The 23,774-nt window shown below is 75.4% G+C and carries 29 protein-coding genes; 13 read left to right on the forward strand and 16 right to left on the reverse strand.

All coding sequences use genetic code 11. From position 1 onward, the window contains the following. Positions 1-575 (reverse strand): hypothetical protein (locus tag AB0D08_RS27070; RefSeq protein ID WP_359892393.1); only part of this gene is annotated, 575 nt, incomplete at its 3' end. Between the two features lie 716 nt (positions 576-1,291). Here AB0D08_RS27070 and AB0D08_RS27075 point away from each other — a divergent pair. The 4 genes from AB0D08_RS27075 (at position 1,292) to AB0D08_RS27090 (ending at position 3,474) form a co-directional block, all read left to right on the forward strand. After that, the gene (locus AB0D08_RS27075) at positions 1,292-1,651 is read left to right on the forward strand and encodes a YegP family protein (RefSeq protein ID WP_359892395.1); all 360 of its coding nucleotides are present in this window, start codon (positions 1,292-1,294) and stop codon (positions 1,649-1,651) included. A gap of 206 nt (positions 1,652-1,857) precedes the next feature. Beyond that, positions 1,858-2,634: a phosphate ABC transporter ATP-binding protein gene (locus AB0D08_RS27080; RefSeq protein WP_359892429.1), complete on the forward strand. Its 777-nt coding sequence runs from the start codon at positions 1,858-1,860 to the stop codon at positions 2,632-2,634. A gap of 65 nt (positions 2,635-2,699) precedes the next feature. Beyond that, the gene (locus AB0D08_RS27085; protein ID WP_359892398.1) at positions 2,700-3,164 is read left to right on the forward strand and encodes a MarR family transcriptional regulator; all 465 of its coding nucleotides are present in this window, start codon (positions 2,700-2,702) and stop codon (positions 3,162-3,164) included. A gap of 85 nt (positions 3,165-3,249) precedes the next feature. Further along, positions 3,250-3,474, forward strand: a complete 225-nt coding sequence (locus AB0D08_RS27090; protein ID WP_033821938.1) for a hypothetical protein — start codon at positions 3,250-3,252, stop codon at positions 3,472-3,474. A 39-nt stretch (positions 3,475-3,513) separates the two neighbouring features. Here AB0D08_RS27090 and AB0D08_RS27095 read toward each other — a convergent pair whose 3' ends face one another. Continuing rightward, positions 3,514-5,913 carry a lysylphosphatidylglycerol synthase transmembrane domain-containing protein gene (locus AB0D08_RS27095; RefSeq protein WP_359892401.1) on the reverse strand — a complete coding sequence of 800 codons (2,400 nt, stop codon included), beginning with the start codon at positions 5,911-5,913 and terminating at the stop codon, positions 3,514-3,516. 170 nt (positions 5,914-6,083) lie between these two features. Between AB0D08_RS27095 and AB0D08_RS27100 the strand changes: the two genes are divergently transcribed. Both AB0D08_RS27100 and AB0D08_RS27105 read left to right on the forward strand, forming a co-directional pair. After that, positions 6,084-6,359 carry a hypothetical protein gene (locus AB0D08_RS27100; protein ID WP_033821937.1) on the forward strand — a complete coding sequence of 92 codons (276 nt, stop codon included), beginning with the start codon at positions 6,084-6,086 and terminating at the stop codon, positions 6,357-6,359. Positions 6,360-6,497: 138 nt separating this feature from the next. Further along, on the forward strand, positions 6,498-6,992 hold the full coding sequence (locus AB0D08_RS27105; RefSeq protein WP_033821936.1) for an NUDIX hydrolase: 495 nt from the start codon (positions 6,498-6,500) through the stop codon (positions 6,990-6,992). Positions 6,993-7,033: 41 nt separating this feature from the next. Here AB0D08_RS27105 and AB0D08_RS27110 read toward each other — a convergent pair whose 3' ends face one another. Next, entirely contained in the window at positions 7,034-7,735 is a 702-nt protein-coding gene (locus AB0D08_RS27110; protein ID WP_359892404.1) for a class I SAM-dependent methyltransferase, read from the reverse strand. 59 nt (positions 7,736-7,794) lie between these two features. Continuing rightward, entirely contained in the window at positions 7,795-8,241 is a 447-nt protein-coding gene (locus AB0D08_RS27115; protein WP_033821934.1) for a GNAT family N-acetyltransferase, read from the reverse strand. Between the two features lie 37 nt (positions 8,242-8,278). On the opposite strand from AB0D08_RS27115, the gene AB0D08_RS27120 reads away from it, so the two are divergent. Then, positions 8,279-8,848 (forward strand): GNAT family N-acetyltransferase, encoded by a 570-nt coding sequence (locus tag AB0D08_RS27120; protein WP_033821933.1) that lies wholly within the window; start codon positions 8,279-8,281, stop codon positions 8,846-8,848. Positions 8,849-8,879: 31 nt separating this feature from the next. Here the strand turns inward: AB0D08_RS27120 and AB0D08_RS27125 are convergent, their stop codons facing one another. After that, positions 8,880-9,587, reverse strand: a complete 708-nt coding sequence (locus AB0D08_RS27125; protein WP_033821932.1) for a tyrosine-protein phosphatase — start codon at positions 9,585-9,587, stop codon at positions 8,880-8,882. Between the two features lie 125 nt (positions 9,588-9,712). Continuing rightward, positions 9,713-10,375, reverse strand: a complete 663-nt coding sequence (locus AB0D08_RS27130; RefSeq protein WP_033821931.1) for a hypothetical protein — start codon at positions 10,373-10,375, stop codon at positions 9,713-9,715. A gap of 212 nt (positions 10,376-10,587) precedes the next feature. On the opposite strand from AB0D08_RS27130, the gene AB0D08_RS27135 reads away from it, so the two are divergent. From AB0D08_RS27135 to AB0D08_RS27145, 3 genes are all read left to right on the forward strand, one after another. After that, entirely contained in the window at positions 10,588-11,367 is a 780-nt protein-coding gene (locus AB0D08_RS27135; RefSeq protein ID WP_082526729.1) for an RNA polymerase sigma factor, read from the forward strand. Further along, the gene (locus AB0D08_RS27140; RefSeq protein ID WP_359892408.1) at positions 11,364-12,275 is read left to right on the forward strand and encodes a hypothetical protein; all 912 of its coding nucleotides are present in this window, start codon (positions 11,364-11,366) and stop codon (positions 12,273-12,275) included. Before AB0D08_RS27135 ends, AB0D08_RS27140 begins: the two co-directional genes overlap by 4 nt. A 345-nt stretch (positions 12,276-12,620) precedes the next feature. Further along, entirely contained in the window at positions 12,621-14,219 is a 1,599-nt protein-coding gene (locus AB0D08_RS27145; RefSeq protein ID WP_051814038.1) for a protein kinase, read from the forward strand. 25 nt (positions 14,220-14,244) lie between these two features. Here AB0D08_RS27145 and AB0D08_RS27150 read toward each other — a convergent pair whose 3' ends face one another. The 7 genes from AB0D08_RS27150 to AB0D08_RS27180 all read right to left on the reverse strand — a co-directional run bounded on the left by AB0D08_RS27150 (position 14,245) and on the right by AB0D08_RS27180 (position 19,007). After that, positions 14,245-14,766: an ion channel gene (locus tag AB0D08_RS27150; protein WP_051814037.1), complete on the reverse strand. Its 522-nt coding sequence runs from the start codon at positions 14,764-14,766 to the stop codon at positions 14,245-14,247. 96 nt (positions 14,767-14,862) lie between these two features. Further along, positions 14,863-15,543 carry a MerR family transcriptional regulator gene (locus tag AB0D08_RS27155; RefSeq protein ID WP_033824593.1) on the reverse strand — a complete coding sequence of 227 codons (681 nt, stop codon included), beginning with the start codon at positions 15,541-15,543 and terminating at the stop codon, positions 14,863-14,865. 228 nt (positions 15,544-15,771) lie between these two features. After that, positions 15,772-15,978: a hypothetical protein gene (locus AB0D08_RS27160; protein ID WP_033824592.1), complete on the reverse strand. Its 207-nt coding sequence runs from the start codon at positions 15,976-15,978 to the stop codon at positions 15,772-15,774. A 76-nt stretch (positions 15,979-16,054) separates the two neighbouring features. After that, the gene (gene tatA / locus AB0D08_RS27165; RefSeq protein ID WP_033824591.1) at positions 16,055-16,330 is read right to left on the reverse strand and encodes a Sec-independent protein translocase subunit TatA; all 276 of its coding nucleotides are present in this window, start codon (positions 16,328-16,330) and stop codon (positions 16,055-16,057) included. 179 nt (positions 16,331-16,509) lie between these two features. Next, the gene (locus AB0D08_RS27170; RefSeq protein WP_359892412.1) at positions 16,510-16,839 is read right to left on the reverse strand and encodes a DUF202 domain-containing protein; all 330 of its coding nucleotides are present in this window, start codon (positions 16,837-16,839) and stop codon (positions 16,510-16,512) included. Next, complete coding sequence (locus tag AB0D08_RS27175; RefSeq protein WP_033824590.1) at positions 16,836-17,195, reverse strand: DUF202 domain-containing protein; 360 nt, start codon at positions 17,193-17,195, stop codon at positions 16,836-16,838. Before AB0D08_RS27175 ends, AB0D08_RS27170 begins: the two co-directional genes overlap by 4 nt. 207 nt (positions 17,196-17,402) lie before the next feature. Beyond that, complete coding sequence (locus AB0D08_RS27180; RefSeq protein ID WP_082527080.1) at positions 17,403-19,007, reverse strand: MFS transporter; 1,605 nt, start codon at positions 19,005-19,007, stop codon at positions 17,403-17,405. A 110-nt stretch (positions 19,008-19,117) separates the two neighbouring features. Between AB0D08_RS27180 and AB0D08_RS27185 the strand changes: the two genes are divergently transcribed. Then, positions 19,118-19,714, forward strand: coding sequence for a TetR/AcrR family transcriptional regulator (locus tag AB0D08_RS27185; protein ID WP_033824589.1), 597 nt, complete (start codon positions 19,118-19,120; stop codon positions 19,712-19,714). A gap of 55 nt (positions 19,715-19,769) precedes the next feature. Here AB0D08_RS27185 and AB0D08_RS27190 read toward each other — a convergent pair whose 3' ends face one another. Then, positions 19,770-20,102 (reverse strand): cupin, encoded by a 333-nt coding sequence (locus AB0D08_RS27190; protein ID WP_033824588.1) that lies wholly within the window; start codon positions 20,100-20,102, stop codon positions 19,770-19,772. Between the two features lie 146 nt (positions 20,103-20,248). Here AB0D08_RS27190 and AB0D08_RS27195 point away from each other — a divergent pair, with 146 nt between their 5' ends. Further along, positions 20,249-20,521, forward strand: coding sequence for a hypothetical protein (locus tag AB0D08_RS27195; RefSeq protein ID WP_033824587.1), 273 nt, complete (start codon positions 20,249-20,251; stop codon positions 20,519-20,521). Between the two features lie 92 nt (positions 20,522-20,613). Here AB0D08_RS27195 and AB0D08_RS27200 read toward each other — a convergent pair whose 3' ends face one another. Continuing rightward, complete coding sequence (locus AB0D08_RS27200; protein WP_033824586.1) at positions 20,614-21,771, reverse strand: acyl-CoA dehydrogenase family protein; 1,158 nt, start codon at positions 21,769-21,771, stop codon at positions 20,614-20,616. Between the two features lie 186 nt (positions 21,772-21,957). Here AB0D08_RS27200 and AB0D08_RS27205 point away from each other — a divergent pair, with 186 nt between their 5' ends. Next, entirely contained in the window at positions 21,958-23,106 is a 1,149-nt protein-coding gene (locus tag AB0D08_RS27205) for a TetR family transcriptional regulator (protein WP_158515622.1), read from the forward strand. A gap of 111 nt (positions 23,107-23,217) precedes the next feature. On the opposite strand, the gene AB0D08_RS27210 is transcribed toward AB0D08_RS27205, so the two are convergent. After that, complete coding sequence (locus tag AB0D08_RS27210) at positions 23,218-23,535, reverse strand: hypothetical protein (protein ID WP_359892417.1); 318 nt, start codon at positions 23,533-23,535, stop codon at positions 23,218-23,220. Positions 23,536-23,774: the final 239 nt, after the last annotated feature.

Here is a 23,774-nt window from a genome sequence, read left to right on the forward strand (position 1 = left end):
CGGCCGTGGCCGGTGCCGGCGTCGAGGGTGGCGGAGGCGTCGCGGGCGGCGCCGATGACGATCGAGCCGGCCTCGGTGCGCAGGTCGACGGTGCCGCGGACGGCCTCGGTGATGTGGAGGTCGCCCTTCTGGGTGCTGATCTTCGCGGGGCCGCCCAGGCGGCCGACGGTGATGGGGCCGTCGAGGAGGGTGAGGCGGGCGGCGGCGGTCTCGTCGAGCTTGACCGTGCCCTGCGCACCCTCGAAGGTGACGCCGCCGAGCCGGCCGACGCCGCGCAGTTCGGCGGCGGCGCACTTCGCCTCGACGTGGGAGCCGGCGGGCAGTTGGACGGTCACCTCGACGGATCCGGAGGAGCCGAGGATGCGGTGGTCCGCGGGCTCGGTGTCGATCCGCAGGACGCCGTCGTGGTGGGTGACGGTGGTCCGCCCGGCCGCCTTCACGTCGCGTCCCCTCGAGGCGTCCGCCGGCCGGACCTCCACCACGGTGTCGGCCCGGTCCGCGGCGATGAAGCGGATCCGGCCGGCGGGGACGTCGAGGACGACGGAGACCGGGGCGGGGGTGTCGAACTTCTGCATGGCGTGCTCCTTCGGTTGCGGCGGGCGCCCTTCGCCCTGCCGTTTCTGATGAGAGAAACGCTACGTTGCATTTGATGATCCGACAACGGCTTCGTTGCGCATGAACCACATAACTGCAGCTAGTTGGCGATAAATCGTTGCGTCGACCTCGACGATAATGCAACGATCCCCAGGGAGATTGTTGCAATGATATCGAGGTGAACGCTACTCGGTGGGGCGCGTGGGGTGCGTGGGGCGTGGGTCGACCCGGGAGCCGGGGCTTGGGACTCTCTTGGGGTTCGGCGCCGGCTCGACCGGGCGTCAGGGGCCTGCCGGGAGGGTGGGTTCCGGTCGGACCGTGACCCCGGGCGGCGGCCTTGACGTGATGGCGCGAGGATGCCGGGTGGAGTCAAGTGCACTGCGCAGCCGCTCAGTTGGCAGGTCGGGTGGGGTGGGAGGCGCCTGCCGCCCGGGTCGGGCCGCAGGGGGCTCGAGCTGACTGGACGTCAGATCAATGCGGGGGAACTTCCCGGGGAAGAAGCGCGGGTGGGGCTCGATCGAGCTTTCCCGTGTCCGGTATGCACACGTAGCGTTGAGGCGCTCGGTCATGTCTTCACAAGAGGTCCTCGCGTGCGTCACCGCCGTTCGGGAGCGCTCCCGCGCCGGGCGGCCCGGAGGCCCGAACCACGGGAGCAGCAGTGGATGGTCCGGCGCTTGAGGGGCGCGACCGCGGTGGCGTGCGCTGGGAGGGACTGCAGGCCGAGCGGGGTGCCGGCGGCCGCTACCGCTGGCAGTTGAAGGCGTCCAACGGCCGGGTGGTCGCGATCTCCCCGCCGGTGTACGAGACCTCCGCGGAGGCCGAGCGTGGCTTCGCCGAACTGGTGGCCGTCGGTCCCGTGCTGGTGGCCAGGATCACCCATGTGCGGGAGGGGCTGGGCTGGGTCTGGGTGGTCCCGGGCCCGCGTGGCAACCCGCTGGTGCGCTCGCACCGCGCGTACGAACGCTACGCCACCTGTCAGAGCGCCTTCCGAAGATTCGTGGCCCTGCTCGCGAAGCAGGGCGAAGGGTGGCCGACCGAGCCCGGGGCCGGACGGTGACGGTGACCGCGGGCCGCCGGCCGCGACTGCTCGCCGTCCAGGGCCCGGACGGCACCGTCGGGTGGTCGCTGAGCGCGGTCAACGGCCGGCAGCTGGGCTGCTCGGTGAAGCTCTTCCGTTCGGAGGAGGAACTCCGTTCGGCCCTGCGCGAGTTGCTGGTGGAGCGGGCGGCGCTGAGGTACCAGCTCGCGCAGGGCGGCCCGCACCTGTGGGTGTGGACGGCCTGTCTGCCGGTCCGGTCCAGCCGACCCGGCCGCAAGGTGCTGGACCGGGTCTCGCTGGCGATGCGCGCGGGCGAGGTGACGGCCCTGATCGGCCCCTCCGGCTGCGGCAAGTCCACCTACCTGCGCATCCTCAACCGGATGCACGAGATGGTCCGCGGTGCGGCGCTGGCCGGCGAGGTCCTGCTGGAGGGCGAGGACGTGTACGCGCCGGGGCGGCGCCCGGCGGAGGTCCGGCGCCGGATCGGGATGGTCTTCCAGCGGCCCAACCCGTTCCCCGCGATGTCCATCGCGGACAACGTGGCGAGCGGCCTCAAACTGGCCGGCATCAAGGCCGGCCGCCAGGAGCGCGAACACCTGATCGAGTCCAGCCTGCGCCGGGCCGGGCTGTGGAACGAGGTCAGCGGCCGGCTGCACACCCCCGGCGGGGCGCTCTCCGGCGGCCAGCAGCAGCGGCTGTGCATCGCCCGCTCGCTCGCGGTCTCGCCGGAGATCCTGCTGATGGACGAGCCCTGCTCGGCGCTCGACCCCACCTCCACCCGCCGGGTCGAGGACACCATCGCCGAACTCGGCGGCCGGCTCACCATCGTCATCGTCACCCACAACATGCAGCAGGCCCAGCGCGTCTCGCAGTCCTGCGCGTTCTTCCTGGCCACCCACGACACCCCGGGCCGGGTCGTGGAGGCCGGCCCCACCCGGCAGATCTTCGGCAGCCCGGCCGACCCGCGGACCGCCGACTACGTCAACGGCCGCTTCGGCTGAGGTCCGGGCGCTTGCCCGGCCCCGGGAGGCGGGGTTCGTGCCCTGCCCTGTGCAAGACTGCTGCGATGACCGACAGTGACGCGGCCCCCGGCCCCGCCGCCCCGGCGGCCGCGGGCCGGCTCGGGCTCACCATCAAGCGGGCGGAGCAGACCCTGATCGCCCGCAAGACGCAGGCGCTGCGGGAGTTCGACCTCACGGTGCCGCAGTACTCGGTGCTGCTGCTGCTCTCCGGGTCGAGCGGGATGTCCGCCGCGCAGCTCGCCCGGGAGTGCATGGTGACCCCGCAGACCATGTCCACGGTGCTGGCCAACCTGGAGAAGCACGGGCTGATCGCACGCAGCTCCTCCGAGCTGCACCAGAAGGTGGTGGTCAACCGGGCCACCGAGGCCGGCCAGGCGCTGGTACGGCGGGCGGACCGGGCCGCGCTGCGGGTGGAGGGGGCGCTCAGCGGAGAGTTCGCGCCGGACGAGCTGGCGCTGTTCGAGAGTTTCCTGGAGCGGGCCGTGCGGGTCCTGGGCGAGCTGGCCTGACCGGGCGGGCCTTGATGCCGGTCCCAACACGCCGAGGCCCGCTCGGCACCGTGCCAAGCGCCGGTCGGCGGCGGATACTGGCGACATGCCCCAGAACCCTGAGAGCCCCGAATTCCCGGAGGACTTCGACGAGGAATCGCCGGTGGTCGTCGAGGCGGACGACGAGGAACGCGAGGTGGACGGCCACCTCGGCGACGACCTCGAAGTGCTGCGCGAGCGCCGCGCACTGGGCGCGGGGGACTCCGACGACGGTGACGCGGTCGAGCAGACCCGCGAGGTCGACCTCGACGAGGACGAGTACCGGGTCTGACCGGCCGGCCCCGCGGAACCGGGCGGGGCGGCGGCGCGCTCAGAGCGCCTTGCGCCGCTGCAGCCAGGCGAACGCCGCCCACCCGGGCAGCATCGGCAGGACGAAGGTGAGCAGCCGGTACAGCACGACCACGGCCAGTGCCGTGCCGTCGTCCATCCCGCCGACGCTGGCCAGCAGCTGCTGCAGCGCCGTCTCGACGCCGCCGACGCCGCCGGGGGTCGGCACCGCCGAGCCCACCGCGTTGCCGGTCATCAGGGTGAAGCCGACCGCCGAGTAGCCGGGTACCTGCCCGATCGCCCGGGCGCAGCAGTACAGGCACGTCACGAAGGCCATCGAGACCAGCAGCTGCCCGGCCACGCCGGCGGCCAGCTTGCCGGGCTGCTGGAGCAGGTCGAGCAGCCGGGGCAGCACCTCGGCGCGCAGCGGCCGCAGCAGCGCCTGGATCCGCCGGCGCAGGCTCGGGACCGCCATCGCGGCGAGCACCAGCAGGCCGAGCAGCGCCGCGACCATCCCCATCACCACCGGGCTGGGCATCTCGCTCTGCGGGCCGCGGCCGACCACCCAGCCGAACAGGGCGAGCTGCAGCAGGTGCAGCACCATCCCGAGCAGCTGGGCGGCTCCCACGCTGGACAGCGCCTGGGCGGTCGGGATGCCGCTGCGCTGCAGGTAGCGGGTGTTCAGGGCGGCGCCGCCGACGGCGGTGGGGGAGACCACCTTCACGAAGGAGCCGGCGATCTGCGCGACCAGGGTGCGCGAGAAGCTCAGCCGCTCGGGGACGAAGCCGATCAGCCCGAGCGCCGCCGCGAGGTGGCTGAGCATCGCCACCGAGGCCGCGGCGGCCAGCCAGAGCGGGTCGGCCCCGGCCAGGACGGTGACCGGGTTGGTGCCCCGGAACAGCTCCTTCAGCAGCAGGAAGCCGGCCAGCATCCCGGCCAGCACGGTGATCAGGGTGCGCGGCCGCAGCCGTTCCAGCCGGACCGGCTCGGCGGGTGCCTGCGGCAGGCTGCGCAGGGCCTCGGCGCGGACCTCGGCGACCAGCCCGGGGTGCTCGCGCAGCGCGGTGCGGGTCTCGCGGGCGAGCGCGATCGGCTGGAGCACCGGCAGCGCGGCGCAGACCGCGGCCGGGCCGAGCGCCGCGGTGGCGGAGTGCACGGCCCGTTCGGGGCCGACCCGCAGGGCGAGCACGGTCAGCAGTCCGGCGAGGTCCAGCCGCAGCAGCAGCTCGCTCGCGGCGATCTCGCCCTCGGCCAGGTCGACCAGGTGGACCGCGCCGTCGGAGTCCACCAGCAGGCTGTGCGGGCCGATGGTGCGGTGCGCGAGCCGGCGGCAGCGCAGCAGCCGCAGCTGCTGCCAGGCGTCGGCCAGGACCTCGTCGGTGAGCTCCTGCTCGGCCAGTTCGGCCAGCGGCCGGGCGGCGAGCCGCGGGTAGGCGACCACGGCGGCGTCCGGGCCGAGCTCGGCGACGGCCACCGGCGCGGGGGTGCGGACGCCGGCGGCGGTCGCCGCGTAGGCGAGCAGGGCCTGGCGTTCCAGGGTGGCGCGCAGCGGACGCAGGCCGAGCGCCGGGGGTGCGGTGCGCAGCCGCAGCAGCTGCCAGATGCGGTGCAGCAGGCCGCTGGCCTGGGCCTGCCGGTCGAGCAGTCGGACCTCGAGTTCGGGGCGGCCGTCGTGCTGGGTGACCAGGTAGCGGCCCGGGCCGGCGTCGCGGACCCGGTCGGGCCGTGCGCCGGCCCGGGCGAGGGTGGTGCGCAGCTGCCGTTCGGTCGGCAGGCTGGTGGGTTCGCCGATCGCGTACCGGGTGCCGTGGGCGACGGTCCAGCCGACCAGCAGGCCGAGCAGCAGGGAGAACGGGGTGGCGTAGCCGGTGAGCAGTCCGGACAGGCCGGCCGAGGAGACGGCGACGGTGAGCGCGGTGCGCCAGCGGGCGTGTCCGACGGTGCCGACGGTGGTCATGAAGGCGAGGACGGGGGCCAGCAGTCCGTACACCGGGTCGGTCCGGCCGGTGCCGCCGGGCGCGGGGTGGGTGAGGGTGTCCAGCCCGCCGGCGGCGAGGTCCAGGGCGAGCGCGAGGCCGAAGGCGATCACGGCGGCGAGGACGCCGTCGGTGACCCGGCGCCGGTCGCCGCGGGCCAGCCGGGCGACCGCGAAGGCGGTCGGGACCAGCAGCAGGGCGGCGGTGCACAGGGCGCCGGCCACCAGGACCGGGGTGTGCGGCAGGAGCTTGGCGCCGATGGTGATGTCGGTGTCCAGGCCGGCGGCGGTGCGCTCGGCGTAGTCGGCGACCAGCAGGGTGAGGCCGATGGCGGCGAGGCCGGCCGGCAGCCGGATCAGCGCGGCGGGGTGCCGTACCCGCAGCGGGTCGCCGGACCTCGGGCCGCGCTGCGCGGGAGGTCCGGCGGCCGAGGTCAGCGCATGATCGTCTGGTATCACGGTGGCCACGCGGCATGCTCCCACACGGGTGAGAGCCCCAGCCGTCGTCCAGGGGGAATGCCAGGGAACAATCAGGGGTGTATAACAGCGGGTATCCGGACATACGCCATGGATGCCGCACCCGTGCGGCCGCCCTCCCCGCACCGCGGGGACCGGCGGACGCCGAAGGGAGGTCGACGATGAAGCGATCGACGGCCAAGATGACCAAACTCCGCGAGGGCACCCAGGAGATCCTGGAGCGCCGCGCGATGGCCGCCACCACCGGCCCGCTCGCCCCGCAGCTCCACACCGACACCCCGACCGCCGCCCGGACCGGCCCCTACTTCGGGGACGACACCTTCAGCCACGGCGGCCGCCGCAGCTTCGGCGCCACCGCGCCACCGCCCGGCCAGGCCCACCACGCCGAGCTCCCCGGCCACCGGCACCGCGGGGCGGAGAAGCACTCCGCGCACTGACCCCTCGGCGGGGCGGCCGGTCCGGACACCGGCAGCCGCCCCGCCGGCCTGTGCGGCGGCGGGCGGGAACCGCCTGCACCGGCGGCCGCCCGGGTGCGAGAGTGGTGCGCGACACCGCCGCACACCCAGGGAGCGCCCATGACGGACAGCCCGCCGATGAAGACCCGCGACCAGTGGCTCGCCTCACTGCCCCGGGTGTACGCCGCCGCCGGCTGCCTGATCACCGACCCGGCCGGCCGGGTGCTGATCGTCAAGGCCGGCTACCGCGAGCACTGGCAGTTCGTCGGCGGCACCGTCGACCGCGGCGAGAACCCCCGGCAGTGCGCGGGCCGCGAACTGCTGGAGGAGACCGGCATCGTCAAGGAGGCCGGCGACCTGCTGGTGGTCGCCTGGACCAACCCGTCCGACGAACTCGACCACCCGGCGGGCCACTTCCTCTTCGACCTCGGCACCATCGCCGCCGACACCCCGGTCACCCTGCCCGCCGGCGAACTCGACGACCACCGCTGGGCCACCGTCGAGGAGGCCCTGGCGCTGCTCGGCCCCGCCCGCTCGCTGCGCCTGGCGGCCGGCCTCGAGGCCCGCGCCGACGGCCGTACCCGCATCCTGACCACCCCCACCTCCGGCTTCTGACCGCCCGCGGCCGGGGGCCGCCGGCCGCGGTGCGCCGGTGCTCAGGCCGGGTTGCGCCAGACGTAGGCGGCCGACACCGGGTGGCTGCGGTACTTCTCCCACTTGGGCTTCAACGCGATCCACTCCTCGTCCACCACCGCCTCGCGCATCTCCGCCAGCTGCCAGCCCGCCGCCAGACCCGCCGAGAGGTGCTCGCTGACCAGGTGGATGTGGGTGGCGATGGCCGTCGGGGCGCCGTCCGCCGCCGTGAAGTGGGTCGGCATGCCGGCCGCCATGATGAAGTACGGGTGCAGGCCGACCAGCACGAACAGGCCGCCCGGGCGGGCCAGCCGCCGGGCCTCCCGGTACAGCGGCCCGAGGTCGGCCAGGTGCTCGTCGACCAGCGAGGAGACCACCAGGTCGTAACCGGCGCCGGGCAGCCCGGTGGCCGCCAGATCGGCCTCGACCAGCCGGTCGTGGGCACCGCGGGCCCGGGCCCGGTCGAGCATCTGCGGGGTGAGGTCGACCCCGTCGACCGCCGCCACCCCCCGCCCGCGCAGCCAGGCGCCGGTCCGGCCGGTGCCGCAGCCGAGGTCGGCCGCGCGCCGCGCCCCGTCCCAGTGCGGGACCGCGAGCCGGTCGAGCACCGCGAGGTCCATCGCGTCCTGCACGGTCTGCTCGTAGGTCTCGGCCCAGCCGGCGTAGCCGGTCCGGATGTCCACCATCGGATAGTTGCGGCTGTCGAAGTCGGCGAAGTCAACCATGCCGCCAGTGTCATCGGCGCACCCGCCGCACGGCCAACGGTTTACCCGCCGGCCGGCGCTCAGAGCGGGAGTTTGAAACCGTCGTGGCTGCGCGCGAAACCCAACGAGGCGTAGAACCGGTGCGCCCCGGCCCGGTCCTTGCCGCTGGTCAGCTGGACCAGGCCGCAGCCGCGCCGCCGGGCCCGGTCGATCGCCGCCCGCAGCAGCCGGCGCCCGAGCCCCAGGCCGCGCCGGTCGGCCCGCACCCGGACGGCCTCGATCAGCGCCCGTTCCGCCCCGCCGCGGCCGAGCCCGGGGATGTAGGTCAGCTGGAGGCTGCCGAGCACCGTGCCGTCCCCTTCGTCCAGCACCAGGAGCTCGTTGCGCGGGTCCGCCTCGATCGCCGCGAACGCGCTCTCGTACGCTGCCCCGACGGTGATCGCGGACGGGTCGAGGACCGCGTGCTCGTCGGCGAGCAGGGCGAGGATCGCGGGCAGGTCGGGGCGGCTGGCGGTACGCAGGATCACGGCCCGAGTGTAGGCGGGGACGAAGGAGCGTGGAGCGATGGATCCGGTGAGCTACCGCGAGGCCGAGGTGCCGGCCGAACTGCGCGCGCAGGTCTGGGAGTTGCAGGAGCTGGCCTGGCCGACCGGGGAGCCGGACCCCGGGCGCAGCCACGATCCGGCGCTGGACCCGCGCTCGATGCTGCTGCTCGACGGCGGCACCGTGGTCGCCGCCCTCGACCTGCTCGGCAAGGAGATCACCCACGGCGGGCAGGTCTTCCGGGCCCGCGGCCTGTCCGCGGTGGTCACCGACCCGGCGCGGCGCGGGCGGGGCCACGGCGGCCGGCTGGTCGCCGCGGCCCGGGCCGCACTCGGCCCGCTCGGCGCCGACCTCGGGATCTTCACCTGCGACCGGCCGCTGGTGCCGTTCTACGTCCGGGCCGGCTGGCAGCCGCTGCCCGGCACGGTCCTGGTCGGCGGGACGCCCGAGCGTCCCTTCCCCAGCGACCGCGCGGACTTCGACAAGGTCGTGCTGGCCGACTTCGTCACCGCCCACGCCCGCGCCCACCGGGCGTCCTTCACCGGTGCCCGGGTCACGCTGCACCCCGGTGAGATCGACCGGCTGTGGTGACCGGCCCGGCCGGGGGCGGCCGCCGGGCGGTTCAGTCCAGCAACCGGGCCCGGACGGCGGCCAGTTCGGCGGCGGGCAGATAGGCCGCGGGGTCGAACTCCGCCAGCACCTCGCGCAGCGCGGCCTCGGCGGTGGTGCCCGCCTCCCGCAGGATCTGCTCGGTCACCACGCCCTCGTCGGGCCGGCCGAGCATGCCCCACAGCGGGCGCAGGTTCTCGGTGCTCAGCAGGTAGTCGGCGGCGACGGCACCCGGCTTCACCCCGGCCAGCGCCAGCAGCACCAGCGCGGCCAGCCCGGTACGGTCGCGGCCCGCCCCGCAGTGCACCACCACGCCGCCCGGCCGGGCCCCGGCGACGGCGCCGACCAGCGCGGCCACCGCGTGCGGGCAGTCGTCCAGGTACGGCCGGAAGGCCAGCGGCGTGCCGTCCAGCGCACCGAACCGGGCCCACCAGCCGGGCCCGGCCAGCTCGTCCAACGGCACCCGGACCAGGTCCACATCGGCGGGGTGCGGCAGCCGGGGACGGAAGTCCGCCTCGTCCCGCAGGTCGACCACGGTCCGGACGCCGTACGCGTACAGGGCGGCCCAGCCCTCGTCGGTCAGCGAGTCCAGGTTGTCGGCGCGCACCACGGCGCCCCGGCGGGTACGGCGGCCGTCGACCGTGGGCAGCCCACCGAGGTCGCGCACGTTGAGGCAGCCGTCCCAGGCCAGCTGTCGGTCGTCCGTCGTCTCGCTGCGCATGCCGCTGGGTCCCCCGGTGCTCGGTGCCCGGGTGGCCCGTGCCGCCCGGCTGGGTATCAGGACGGCTGACGGACCGTCGGCGGTTCCCCGGCGGCCGACCGCCCGGCCCGGGGCCGGGCCCGGCATCAGCCCGGCCGGGCCTCGAACACCCACAGCGCGCGGCCCAGCGTGTCCAGGCAGCGGACCCGGTCGAAGCGGTCGTCCCCGGCGGACAGGAAGCCCAGCGCGGCCGCCTCCAGCACCTCCCGGGCGACGGGGTCGGCCCGGCTCCATGCGCCGTGCAGCAGCAGGGCGCCGCCGAGCAGTTCGGCCCGGCCGATCCGGGGGACGGCGGCCAGCGCCAGCGCGGCGTTGACCTCCGCCAGTTCGTCCCGGGACAGGTACCCGGCGGCGTCCGGCCCGGCCAGCCGGCGCAGCAGCTCGGGCAGCGCGTAGTGGCGGACGGCGGCCACCGAGTCCTCGACCGCGACCAGCCAGCGCGGCCCCGGCGCGACCTCCCACCAGACCTCCCCGCCGACCGGCAGCAGCTCGCCGATCCCGGCCCGCCAGGCGGGCGGTCCCGCGCCGGCGGACTTCGGGGTGATCGCCAGCCCCAGGGTGTACCGGACGGACCGCCCGCCGTCGGGCCCGGCCGGCTGCGGCCGCGGGGTCCGGACGTCGAGCAGCACCCGGCGGGTGGGGTCCGGCAGGGTGAACGAGTGCGGCCCGCCGGTGAAGCCCAGGGCCCGCAGGGCGGGCGCGAAGTGGTCGCGGATGCCTTCGGCGAAGAGCTGGTGGGCGGTGGTCATCACTGTTCCGTGTTCCGTGGGATGGCAGGGGGCGGGCACGCGGAGGAGTGTGCTTCGTCTACGAAGCTATGCCTCGGGCACCTTTGCGGGCAGCGGGCGAATGGCAGTGGCTGACAGGACCTTCGTCCCCGTCCCATCCGCCGGGTGCGCCCCCGCGTCCGCCCCGGTGCGCCCCGGACCCGGCCGTCACGGCCCCACCGGGATGGCGCATCATGTGGCGGGTGCACAGTGCAGAACACCCCGGGGCGGGCACCGGCGACGGAGCCGGCCGTCCGACCGTCCACGAGCGGGCGCCCGACCGGCGGGCCGACCTGGCGGCAGCCGTCCAGGCCGCCCGGGACGGGGACGAAGCCGCCTTCCGGGTGCTGTTCCGGGCCGTCCAGCCGGGCCTGCTGCGCTACCTCGGGGTGCTGGTCGGCGGCCGGTCGGAGGACGCCGAGGACATCGCCTCCGAGGCCTGGCTGCAGGTCGCCCGCGACCTCGGACGCTTCAGCGGCGACTCCGACGGCTTCCGGGCCTGGGTCGCCACCATCGCCCGCAACCGGGCCATGGACCACCTGCGCCGCCAGCGCCGCCGCCCGGTCGCCGACCTGCCGGTGGAGTACCTGGCCGACCTGGCCGCCGCCGAGGACACCGCCGGCGCCGCCCTGACCACGGTGACCACCGCCGACGCCCTCGCGCTGATCGCCCGGCTGCCCCGCGACCAGGCCGAGGCGGTGCTGCTGCGGGTGGTGCTGGAGCTGGACGCGGAGAGCGCCGCCCGGGTCCTGGGCAAGCGGTCCGGCAGCGTCCGGATGGCCGCCCACCGTGGACTGCGCAGACTCGCCGGACTGCTGGAGGCGGGCGGCGGGGCCGCCGGGGGCCTGCCCGGGAGGGCGGCCGGCGAGCCGCCGGCGGGGGTGCCCGCGGCGGTGGACCGCCGGGCCACGAGAAAGATCTCCCCGCAGGGTGTGACACCGCGAAGAGCCGCGACGCTGAAGGACATGAGATGAGCACCAACCGATCCCGCCGGATCGACCGCGAGACCGCCGAGCAGCTGCTCGCCGGTGCCGGGGCCGACCCGGAGGCCGGTCGGGCCGCCGTCACCGGCCACCCGGCCCTCGCCGGGCTGCTCGCCGCCGCTGCCGCCCCGGCCGCGGACGGCGAGGCGGCCGGTGAGCGGCAGGCCCTGGCCGCGTTCCGGGAGGCCCGTCTCACCTCCGCCGCAGCCACCGGCTCGGCCAGACCCACCAGCACGGCCGACCGGCCCCGGAGACGAACCATGGCGGACACCGCGCTCGCGCGGGCCTTCAGCGCGAAGGCCCTCGCCGCCGCGTTCGCCGTGACCGCGCTCGGGGGTGTCGCCGTCGCCGCGGGCACCGGGTCGCTGCCACCGGCGCTGGGCGGCGCCCCGGCGCCGGTCCGGCCGCCGGTCAGCGCTCCCGCGGTACCGGCCGCCACCGGCTCCGCCGGGCCCGGCGCGCGCCCGTCCGGGAGCGCCACCGCGTCGGCCCCGCCGGCCCAGGCCCGGCCGGGCGGTTCCGCACCGGCGTCCGGGCCCGCCCCGGCGCCCGGCGCGAGCACCCGCCCCGAGGACGGTCCGACGTCCGCCGCCCCGAGCGTCGACGCGGCGTCGGCGGCGCCCGACGCCCCGCTCTGCCGTTCGCTGCGCGACCGGCTGCGGGCCGGCGAGCGGCTGGCCGACCTGCTGAAGGAGCAGGCGCTCCAGCGGCTGTCCCGGTCCGCCGGGGGTAACGGGCGGACGGCGGGGTACTGCGCGGCCGTGCTGCACGAGGACTTCCCCGGGGACGGTTCGTCCGACGGGCAGGACGGCTCCTCGGGCGGCAACGACGTCCGGCCCCCGGGGCAGCCCAAGGCCGCGACGGCCACCCCCTCGCCCTCCGGCGGCCGCCGGGGGTGAACCCGAGAACTCCGGTCGGGCCGCGGGCGACCCCCCGGGCCCGCGGCCCGACCGGTGACCCGGCCCCGCCAGGGCCGGGTCCGCCGCCCGTGCGGCGACGGCCCCCGGCGGGCCGGCGGCATCCGGCGCAGGCCGGGCGCCCGCGAGACTCCGGGCGGTCGGTGGGCTCCCCCCGTGTCCACCGCCCGCCCGGTCCCCGCACCTGCGGCGGCGCCCTCCGCCGGAGGTCCGGCGCACGGTGTCCCGCCTGCAGCTTCGGCCGCGGCACCGCCCGGCCGCTATCGTGCACAGATGCACGAGGCGACCTGGAGCCTTGGGCCGACGGAGTGAGGGGAGCGGTTCCCGGTGATCGGACGTGCACTGAACGGGCGCTACGAGCTCGTGGAGATACTCGGCGTCGGCGGCATGGCCACGGTCTGGCGCGCAGTCGACCGCCAGCTCGGCCGCCAGGTGGCCGTCAAGGTGCTCAACGGCGGCCTCGCCGACGACCCCCGGTTCGCCGACCGGTTCGGCCAGGAGGCCCAGCACGCCGCGATGCTGGTGCACCCGCGGGTGGCCATGGTCTTCGACTCCGGGGTGGACCAGGGGTCCCCGTACATCGTCATGGAGCTGGTGCAGGGCCGGCCGCTGAGCCGCCTGATCGCCGAGGCCGGGCGGCTGCCGGTGGAGCGGGCGGTCGGCGTCGCCGCGGCGGTCTGCGAGGCGCTGGCCGCGGCCCACGCGCAGGGCCTGGTGCACCGGGACATCAAGCCGGGCAACATCATGATCACCGAGGACGGCGGGGTGAAGGTGGTGGACTTCGGCATCGCCCGGGCCGGCTCCTCCGCCTCCCGGCTCACCCAGACCGCGACCGTGGTCGGCACCGCCGCCTACCTCTCCCCGGAGCAGGCCACGGCCGGCGCGGTCGACGGCCGGGCGGATCTCTACGCGGTCGGCTGCGTGCTGGTCGAGATGCTCACCGGCGCACCGCCGTTCGACGCCGACACCCCGGTCGCCATCGCCTTCAAGCACGTCAACGAGTACCCGGTGCCGGTCTCGGTGCACCGCCCCGACGTCCCGCCGGCCCTGGACGCCGCCGTGCTGCGACTGCTCGCCAAGCACCCCGACGGCCGCCCGGCCGACGCCGGCTCGGCCCGGGCCGAGCTGCTGGCCGCCGTCCCCGGGACGCAGCCCGCCGACCGCACCGGCGAGCTGCTGGCCGCCGGCTCCGGTACGGGCGCGGGCGCGGCCACCCAGGTGCTGCCACCGGTCCCCGCCGTGCCGTACCCGGACCAGCAGCGCCGCACCTCGGTGCTGCCGCCGGTACCGCAGCAGGCCGGGTACGCGCCCCACCCGCAGCCGCCGTACGAGCAGCACCGGCCGGACCACCGGGACCACGACGAGCAACCGCCGGCCCGCAGCAGGCGCCCGCTGGTCCTCGCCGGTGCGGGTGTGGCCGTGGCGGCGGTCGTGGTGGTGGCCGCGGCCCTCAGCCTGAACGGCTCCACCGCGGACACCGCCGGCGCCGCCGTTCCCAGCGGCCCCGTTTCGCCGCCGGCCGCCACCGCGTCGGCCGCCGCGCCCACGCCGGGTGCGGCCACCACGGCGCCCGGCCGCACCACCTCGCCGTCGGCCTCCCCGTCCGCCTCCGCCTCTCCGTCGCTCGGCGGCAGAACCAACCCGGCCGTCGGGATCGCCCAGCTGCGGGCCGCCGTCGCGCAGACCAGGATGCCCAAGGACCGCGACCGGCAGGCCGACCTGCTGCGGGTCCTGGACACGGCGGCCCTCGCGGTCGTCGGCCACCGCCCGGACGACGCCGAGGACGCCCTGCGGGAGGCCCAGCGGCTGGTCAAGGACCTGACGAAGCGGCACGCGGTCGACGGCGACACCGCGCAGGCCTGGCAGTCCAGGCTGAGTTCACTGATCGCCGCGGTCCACGACCAGCAGCAGGACCAGAACGGCTGACCCGCGGCCCCCCGGCCCCGGGCTCTCAGTCACCGTGGCGGCGCTGGTCCGCCCGGCGCTCCATCGTGGTCTTCAGCCGGCGGCTGATGGCGGCGCCGCCCGCGGTCAGGAAGACCAGGGTGTAGAGGATCTGGAGCATCACCACCACCCGGGCCGCCTGCCCGACCGGGACGATGTCGCCGTACCCCACGGTGGCCATCGTGATCACCGTGAAGTACAGCGCGTCGACCTTGGTGTTGATCCCGGGGAACTCGTTCGGGTCCTTGGCCATCGCCAGGTAGGCGGTGGAGAACAGCAGCATCGAGAAGCAGAGCACCACGATGATCACCAGCACCGGGTGGCCGCGCTCACCGATCAGCTCCATCTGGATCTGCCGCAGCAGGCTGACCGCCACCCCGACCAGCAGCACCGCGAAGACCGTCCAGCTGAGCGCCGGGTGGTGCGGGCCGAACACGTCCAGCGGCAGCAGGAACCAGACGGTGACCATCAGGAACGGGAGACCGAGGATGATCACCCAGGCCAGCGGCTGGGCTCCGCGTCGGGCCATGGGCTCCCCCGGCAGTCGGGACGCGTCGGACCTGTCCAGCCTGCCGGAGGCACCGCCGCCGCGCCCCCCGCACCGGGGCCGTTCGGACGAACCGGATCAGCCGAGCCCCGCCCGGGCGGCGTCACCCGGGGTGGCGAACAGCCGGTGCGAGGCGTCCTCCTGGGCCAGCCGGCGCAGCGCCGCGAGCGCCGCGTCACCCAGCACGGTGCCGATCACCGCGCTCTCCACCAGACCGTCCGGGTCCGGGTGGGTGGCCACCGCCGCGACCTCGGCCGCGGCCAGCCGCTCGGCGGCCTCGGCGTAGTCCTCCAGCAGGCCGACCAGCTCGCCCTGGCCCAGGGTGCGGAAGGTGACGATCACCTGGGCGAGCGCCTGCCGGGCCGGACTGTCCGGCTTGACCTGCCAGCCGAGCCGGCCCACCAGCTCCTCCACCGTCCCCTCGGCCTGCCGGCGCACCTCGCCCTCGCCGGGGCTCTCGCCCTCGGCCAGTGCGGCCGGGGCGGGCGCGGTGACGGCGCCGAGCGCCACGCCGAGCGTCTCGTGAAGCGAGCCGCCGGGGGTGTCGAGCGCGGTCAGCACCTCGCGGGCCGCGGCGATCGACAGCCGGCCGACATCGATCATGGCGCGGACCAGCTTGAGCCGGTGGACGTGGGCGTCGCCGTACTGCGCCTGGTTCGGGCTGGTCAGCTCGCCGGCCGGGAGCAGGCCCTCACGCAGGTAGTACTTGATGGTCGGGACCGGTACGCCGGTCCGGCTGCTCAACTCGCCGATGCGCATCGCTGTCCGCTCCCTCGTCTCCGCTGAATGGATAGCCTACCTTCCTACTGCGGTGGGGTGCGCGGCGTCGGCGCCCGCCGCGCACGGCCGGCCGGGCCGACAGCGCGACCGGGACGCCGAGCGCCGGCACCACCCGGATCGAAGCCCGCAGGTAGCGCACCAGCGTGTCGCGGACCGCCGCGGCGGCCGACCGGTCGACCCAGGCTGGCAGCAGCCGGTCCAGGTGGATCACCCGGGACACCGGTGGGCCGATGCCCGGTCGGCGCCGGTGAGCTGCGACTTCGTCCAGGGGGAGACCACCGCGAGCGGGGTCGGCACGGCGGCCGCGGCGATCGGCAGGGACCTGATCCGGTGCCGCGGCGGGCGGCCCTCGGTCTCCGGAAGGGCCACCCGCCTGCTGAGGGCGGCGAGTTCGCGCCGGCGTCGGACGGCCACGCTGTCGTCGGCGTGTCCGGAAACGGCGGAACCCCTGTCCCGCGAGGGCGGGGCAGGGGTTCCGGAGCGTGCGGGCTCAGGCGCCGGTGGCCGACTTGGTGGTGTCGGCGGACTTGGTGATGGTGGTCGGCTCGACCGCCGGGCGGGGCTGCTCGGCCGCGCTCTGGGCGGTGCCGTTCTGGGCCTCGGCCGGTGCGTCGTCCTCGCGCAGGGCCTTCGTCTCGGCCTTGAGGATACGCATCGACTTCCCGAGACCACGGGCCATCTCGGGCAGCTTCTTGGAGCCGAACAGCAGGACGAGCACTGCCACCATGATGATGATGTGCCAGGGCTCGAGACCGTTACGGAACATCCCTGACCACCGGTCCTTTCGCGGAAGTTCTCGCCGAACGCAGATCGGACGGAGGTGCCCGACCTGGCCCAGTATGCCTGGCCCGGTCGGCGAACGTATACACCCGTCGGCAAACGGCAGCCGAAAACCAGGTGATCGGCACCTTGTGGTCTGGACCACTGTGGGGCCTCGGCGGCAGCTCAGCGACCGGCCAGTACGCACCCGGCACTGCCGGCCGCCGCCACCACGACGGTCGCCGTCAGAATCCGCAGCGGCAACGCCGGGACGGCCCGCGCCAGCGCGCCCGGCCGCTCCAGCCCGCGCCTGCGGCGCAGCCCGTACCCGAGGAAACCGCAGGCCGCGGCCGCCAGCAGGCCGCCGGTCGCGGTCAGCGCCGCCCGGTCGGCGACCAGGCCGGCCCGGAGCACCAGCAGCGCGTCCACGGTCAGCACCAGGGCGGTGCGGCCCCACGCCAGCAGGGTGCGTTCCGGCTGCAGGCCGGGGTCCCGGCCCTCGGGGGCGGCGGTCACACCGCCGACCCGATGATCAGAGCGGTGAACACCGCGGCCGCCACCACCACGCACAGCGAGAGCACCAGCACGATCCGGGTGTACGGCAGCCGGCCGCCCTCCCGGATCGCCCGTTCGACCCGGGCCCAGCGTCGGTACGCGGCGGCGCCGAGCCCCGCCCCGCCGATCGCCAGCACCACCGCGAGCGCGGTGCGGACGCCCTGCGGCGCCAGTCCCGGGGTGAGCTGGTCGATCGCGACCGCTCCCGCCAGCAGGGCCAGCGCGGTACGGATCCAGGCGAGGAAGGTCCGCTCGTTGGCGAGGGTGAAGCGGTAGTCCGGGTCCTCGGTCTCGCGGCGCCAGGCTGGTTCCGGCATCGGTGGCGGGCCTCCTGCGGTCGGTCGCCGGCAGTGCGGTGGGTGCGGGTCCGACGCTAGGTCGGCGGCCCGGCCGGACCGGACAGGCGCGCGGGGCCCGCGCTCCTCGGCGGGGAGCGTCCGCACGGCGAGGGCCCCGGCCGACTGGTGTCGGCCGGGGCCCGGATGATCCGCGTGGGGACGGCCCCGCCGGGCCGCGCGGCCGCCTCAGACGGCGGCCGGCCGGTCGGCGCCCTGCCGAACGCCTTCCTGCTGCCGGGTCTCCTGCGGTCCGGTCTCCTGCTGAGCGGTCTCCTGCGGGCCGGCGGGCAGGTGCCGCATCAGCCGGTTGGCCGCGAGCGCCGCACCCAGCATCACCACCAGGCCCACCACTGCCGCCACGTGCATCCCGTCCGCGAAGGCCGACCGGGTGACCGCCAGCAGGTCGGTGCCGGCCCGCCCGCCGAGCTGCCCGGCCACGGTGACCGCACCGCCCAGGGTGTCGTGGGCGGCCCGGGCCGCCCCGGCCGGCAGGCCGTCCGGCACCCGGCCGTCCAGCTGCGCCTTGTAGACTGCCGCGCCGGCCGCGCCGAGCAGGGCGATGCCCAGCGAGCTGCCCAGTTCGCTGGCGGTCTCCGAGGTGGCGGAGGCGGCGCCGGCCCGCTCGGCGGGGGCGGCCGAGACCACCATCTCGGCGGTGAGGGTCATCGAGCCGACCGCACCGGCCGCGATCACCCCGGAGGCGGCCAGGACCACGGCGAGCGGGGTGTCCGGGCCGATCAGCGTCATCAGGCCGAAGCCGGTCGCGCTGAGCAGGAAGCCGCCGCTCATCAGGGTCGCCGGACGGACCTTGCCGGCCAGCGCGCCGATCCCGCCGACCGCGGCGCCGACCCCGACGCTCGGGATCAGTGCCCACAGCGAGGCGGTCAGCGGGCTGAAGCCCTTGACCAGCTGGAGGTACTGCGAGGTGAAGAGGGTGAAGCCCATCATGGCGAACATCGCGATGGTGTTGACGGTGATCGCACCGCTGTAGGTGCGGATCCGGAACAGGCCGAGGTCGATCAGCGGGGAGGCCGCGGTCCGCAGCCGGGCCACCAGGCCGGCGCCGGCCAGCAGGCCGGCCGCCAGGAGCAGGGCGGGCACCGGGGACCAGCCGTCCACGGCCAGGGTCTTGATCCCGTACACCACCGGCATCACGGTGGCGATCGACAGCGCGGCGCCGGCCAGGTCGAAGCGGCCCTCCGGGGGTGTGCGGTACTCGGGGAGCAGGGCGGGCGCGGCGAGCAGCACCAGCAGCATCACCGGGACGGCGGCCAGGAACGCCGAGCCCCACCAGAAGTGGTCCAGCAGCAGGCCGCCGGCGACCGGGCCGAGGGTGGCGCCGCCCATCATCGCGCCGCTCCAGATGCCGATCGCGGCCTGCCGCTGCCGGGGGTCGTGGAACATGTTGCGGATCAGCGCCAGCGTCGAGGGCATCAGGGTGGCCCCGGCGATGCCGAGCAGCGCCCGGGCGGCGATCAGCGAGCCGGCCCCGTCCGCGTACGAGGCGAGCAGCGAGGCCGCGGCGAACCCGGCGGCGCCCGCCATCAGCAGCCTGCGGCGGCCGATCCGGTCCCCCAGCGCGCCCATCGGGATCAGCAGGCCCGCCAGCAGGAACGAGTAGATGTCCATGATCCACAGCTGCTGGGTGCCGCTGGGCTTCAGGTCGGTGGCGATGAAGGGGACGGCGAAGAAGAGCACGCCCATGTCCATCGCGATGACGAGGGTGGGGAGCAGGAGGACGGCGAGGCCGATCCATGCGCGGCGGCCGGCGCGGCCGGTGGTTGCGGTCATGGGGATGACTGTACGAGCGTCTTGCACGCCTGTCTAGTACGGATGTCTAACTCGCACGTCTCACTCATCCGTGCGAGACATCCGTCCAGGTCTCCCGTAGCATCGGCCGCATGGGAAACCGTGAGGATCTGCTGCTCGGCGCCAAGCGCTGCCTGTCCGAGAAGGGCTACGGGCGCACCACCGCCCGGGACATCGCTTCCGCCGCCGGGGTGAGCCTGGCCGCGATCGGCTACCACTACGGCTCCAAGGAGGCGCTGCTCGGCCAGGCCGTGATCTCCGCGCTGGAGGACTGGGGCAACGCCGTCGGCGCGGCACTCGCCGGGGCGAGCGGCCTGACCGACCCGCGCGAGCGGTTCGCCGCCTCCTGGGACCGGGTGCTGCGGACCTTCGTCGAGTACCGGGGACTGTGGACCGCCCAGTTCGAGGTGATGGCCCAGGCCGCGCACACCGACGACCTGCGGACGGCGTTCGAGGCGGCGCAGAAGGACGGCCGGCTCGGCCTGTCCGCGATCTTCCAGGGGCTCGAGGAGGTGCCGGACACCCCGGACGAGCTCACCCGTGGCGCGTTCTACCAGGCTCTGCTGGCCGGGCTGGCCGCGCAGTGGCTGCTCTCACCCGATCAGGCGCCGGACGGTGCGCAGCTGCTGCGCGGGCTGGAACTGGTCAGCGAGAGCGTGCTCGGCCAGGGCCGACCCCACCAGGCGTAAGGGCCGCCATCCACCGGGCGGCCCGCAGCGGCCCGCCTTGCGCGTCCGGCCGCCGTCAGTTGGTGACGGCCGTCAGCAGGACCACCGAGTCCAGATGTGCGAGCAGGCCGTGCCGCTCCTGCGGGATCGGCCGCAGCTGCCCGGCGGCCACCTCGTACCGGCGGCCCGCCACGGTCAGCGAGACCCGGCCGCGCAGCACCAGCAGGCTGGCCGCGACCGGGGCGTTGTGCTCGTCCAGCGCCGCGCCGGAGCGCAGCGCGATCACGGTCTGCCGCAGGACCCCGTCGTGCACCAGCAGATGGGCGCTGCGGCCGTGGGCACTGGCGGCCGCCTTCGCGCTGTGCTCGTCGGCGAGCGCGTTGAGATCGACGGGAACGGGCTCGGACATCGCGGCCTCCTGCGTGGGCGGGACCCCCGCCGCGACCCTAGGGCCTGCCCGCCCTCCGGCGCGCGCTGGAGCGCCGCCAGGGGGTAGCACGGGCGTGCGGCCCCGCTCCGGGTGCGGCCGGGCCCGGGTGGCCCGATGGTGGAGGTATGGCGACACATCAGAGGTTCACCGACGGATTCAACGTCAATCGCTCGATGCTCACGACCGGTGCGCTGCTCACCGGGTTCGGGGCCATGCTCGGCCTGGCCGGTGCGGTCATCGTCGGCGTCTCGCTCGCGCAGGCGGGCCGCGACTTCGTCCGGCAGATGGACACACCCCCGACCGAGCTCGCGAGCCGCGCGATGCACCACGCCCGGGCGGCCTCGATGGCCGGTCTGGACGCCTGGCGGGCGGAGGCCGGCAACGGTTCGATGCGCTGACCGGCACCGCAGTACCCGCCGTACCGCCGCTGCCGCCCCGGTGAACGCCGGGGCGGCAGCGGGCGCGTGTCCGGCCCCGCGGGCCGCCGGGCCTACAGGCCCAGGGACTTGGCGATGATGCTGCGCATGACCTCGCTGGTGCCGCCGTAGATCCGGAAGACCCGGTTGTCGGTGTAGAGGCGGGCGATCGGGTACTCCAGGATGTAGCCGTATCCGCCGTGCAGCTGGAGGCACTTGTCGATGACCTGGGACGCCGACTCGGTGCAGAACAGCTTGGTGGCGGCGGCGTCCGCCACGGTCAGCTCGCCGTGCTGGTACAGCTCCAGCGCCCGGTCCACCATCGACTGCTGCGCCACCACCTGGGCCTCGCAGTCGGCCAGCGTGAACTTGGTGTTCTGGAACTCGGCCACCGCCTGGCCGAAGACCTTGCGGTCCTTCACGTAGGCCAGCGCGAAGCGGACCGCGGCCGCGGCCGAGGCGTAGGCGCCGACCGCGATGGCGAGGCGCTCCTGCACCAGGTTGTGGGTGAGGTAGGAGAACGCCTTGCCCTCCTCGCCGAGCAGGTCGGCGACCGGCACCCGGACGTCGCTGAAGGCCAGTTCGGCGGTGTCGGAGGTGCGCAGGCCGATCTTCTGCAGCTTGCGGCCCACGGTGTAGCCCTGGGAGGAGGTGTCCACGCACAGGATGGACAGGCCCGCCCGGCGGTCCGCGGGGTCGTACGGCGAGGTCCGGCAGACCACCAGGACGAGATCGGCCAGCACACCGCCGGTGATGAAGGTCTTGGCGCCGTTGAGGACGTAGTGGGTGCCGTCCTCGGAGAGCCTGGCGGTGGTGGTGATGCCCGCCAGGTCGGAGCCGGCTCCGGGCTCGGTCATCGCGATGGCGGTCATGATCTCGCCGGAGACGAAGCCGGGCAGCCAGCGCTGCTTCTGCTCCTCGTTCGCGTACTCCAGCAGGTAGGGCAGCACCAGACCGGTGTGCACGCCCGAGGAACCGAAGGTGACACCGGCCCGGGCGCACTCCTCGCTGACCACGGCCTGGTACTTGAAGCCGCTCTCGCCCGCGCCGCCGTACTCCTCGGGCACCTCGATGCCGAAGACGCCGAGGTCGCCGAGCTTGCGGTAGAAGGAGCGCGGCGGGTGGCCGTCCGCCTCCCAGCTCTCGTAGACCGGGACGACCTCCTTGGAGATGAAGTCCCGGATGGTCTCCCGGAAGGCCTCGTGGTCCTCGGTGAAGACGGTACGGCGCACGGCGGCGCTCCCTTCGGACAGCGGCTGATCGCGGGACAAGTTAATCGCCGGTAGCCACGGCTGTCCAGCACTGCGGCGTCCGGCGCGGGCGCCCCCGCAGGGGCTGGTCCCGGGCCTCGGCGGGCCTCAAGTGAATCCTTGCTACCCTGAGTGCCGATTTCGTGGGCCGGCTGTGAAGGGGTGGACGTGGCGGCGGATCGCGAGGTGGTGCGGCGGCCGCCCGGGCGCCGGGCCCAGCTGCTGGCCGCCGCGGCCGGGCAGTTCCACCGCGGCGGTTACCACGGGGTGTCGATGGCGCAGGTGGCGGCCGAGGCCGGGATCACCGCGCCCGCGCTGTACCGGCACTTCGCCAACAAGCCCGAGCTGCTGCGGTGCGCCCTGGAGGCGGAGCTGGCGGCGCTGGGCGAGGCCGTCCGGCGCGGGGCGGACGGGCCGGCGGCGCTGTGCGCGGAGCTGGCGGCGGCGGCCGTCGACCACCGGGCGTTCGGGACGCTCTGGCAGCGCGAGGCCCGGCTGCTCCCGGCCGGACAGCAGGCCGCGCTGCGCCGCGAACTGCGCGGCCGGGTGGGGGAGATGGCCCGGATCGTGGGCGGGCCCGCGGCGGCGGACGCGGAGTTCCGCTGCTGGTCGCTGCTGTCGGTGTACGGCAGCCTCTCGCACCACACCTTCGCGCCGCCGCGGCGGCGGTTCGAGGAGCTGCTGCGCGAACTCGGGGCGGCGGTGCTCGGCGCCGGGCCGGTGCCGGGCGGGGCGGTGGCCGGCACCGGTCCGGCAGACGGCGGTCCGGCGGGGTCGCGGCGGGAGGCGCTGCTGGTCGCGGCGGTCCGGCTGTTCGACCTGCGGGGCTTCGACAACGTCTCCACCGACCAGCTGGGCGCGGCCGTGGGCATCGCCGGCCCGAGCGTGTACAAGCACTTCGCCACCAAGGCGGAGCTGCTGGCGGCCGCCCTGGTGCGCAGCCGGGAGCGGCTGTGGCACGAGGTGGGCGGGGCGCTGGCGGGGCGGGGCGACGCGCGCTCGGCGCTGGCGGCGGGCCTGGCCGCGTACCTGGACTTCGCCCGGGGGCACCGCCACTACCTGGGGGCGATGACCAGCGAGACCGAGCGCCTGGCGCCGGCCGACCGCAAGGCCGCGCTGGACTTCCGCCGGGACTTCCTGCGGACCTGGGTCGAGCTGTTGGGGCAGGTGCGGCCGCAGGACGACCGGGCGCAGGCGCGGATCCGGGTGCACGCGATGTTCGCGCTGGTCAACGACGGGGTGCGGCACCGGGCGGGCGGCGTCGAACCCGCGCCCGGGCTGGACGCGCTGAGCCGGGCCGTGCTGGGACTGGACTGACTGCGCAGGTGCGGGGGTGAGGGGCGGGCCCGCGCGGCCCGCCCCTCACCCGGTCACGGCGCTGCCGCCGGGCCGCCGCGGGTGGCGGCGAAGGGGCGGCGCGGTCGCGGCCTAGTAGAGGACGAACGGGTAGTAGACGTGGTGCGCGAGGTTGCCGTTCCCCTGGAGGGTGCCGATGGCGCCGGAGTTGCCGGTGACGCCGAGGCTGTTGTTCTGGTTGCTGCCGCCGGAGCCGGTGGCGGTCTGCTGGGTGCCGTTGGCGTTGCCCAGCACGCTGCCAACGACGTTGCCGGAGCCGGTGTTGCTGACGACGGTGCTGTTGGAGCCGGACTCGGCGCCGGCGCCGTTGTCGGCCTGGGCGGTGCCGATTCCGGCGAGGAGGAAGGCTCCGAGAGCGGTGACGGCGGCGGCGGCACGAATTCGGGACACGGTGGTCTCCAAGCTTGCTGATGCGAAATATGGCGCCCTGGGGTTGGCCGCCCCGGGCGCGCCGGAACTGACGTCGCGTCATCATGATTGCCCGGACGGCCTATTGGCTTCCAGCCCTGGCCGCCCGGTTCGCTCGAAGGTGTCACGGATATCGGATAAACCCCTAACGGCCGACGCGTCCGAAAGGTACGGGCGCCGTCCGGAATCCCCCGGACGGCGGTGTCCGCCCCCACCTGGCG

The sequence above is a fragment of the Kitasatospora sp. NPDC048540 genome, from assembly GCF_040651175.1.
In the GTDB taxonomy this organism is placed as follows: Bacteria; Actinomycetota; Actinomycetes; order Streptomycetales; family Streptomycetaceae; genus Kitasatospora.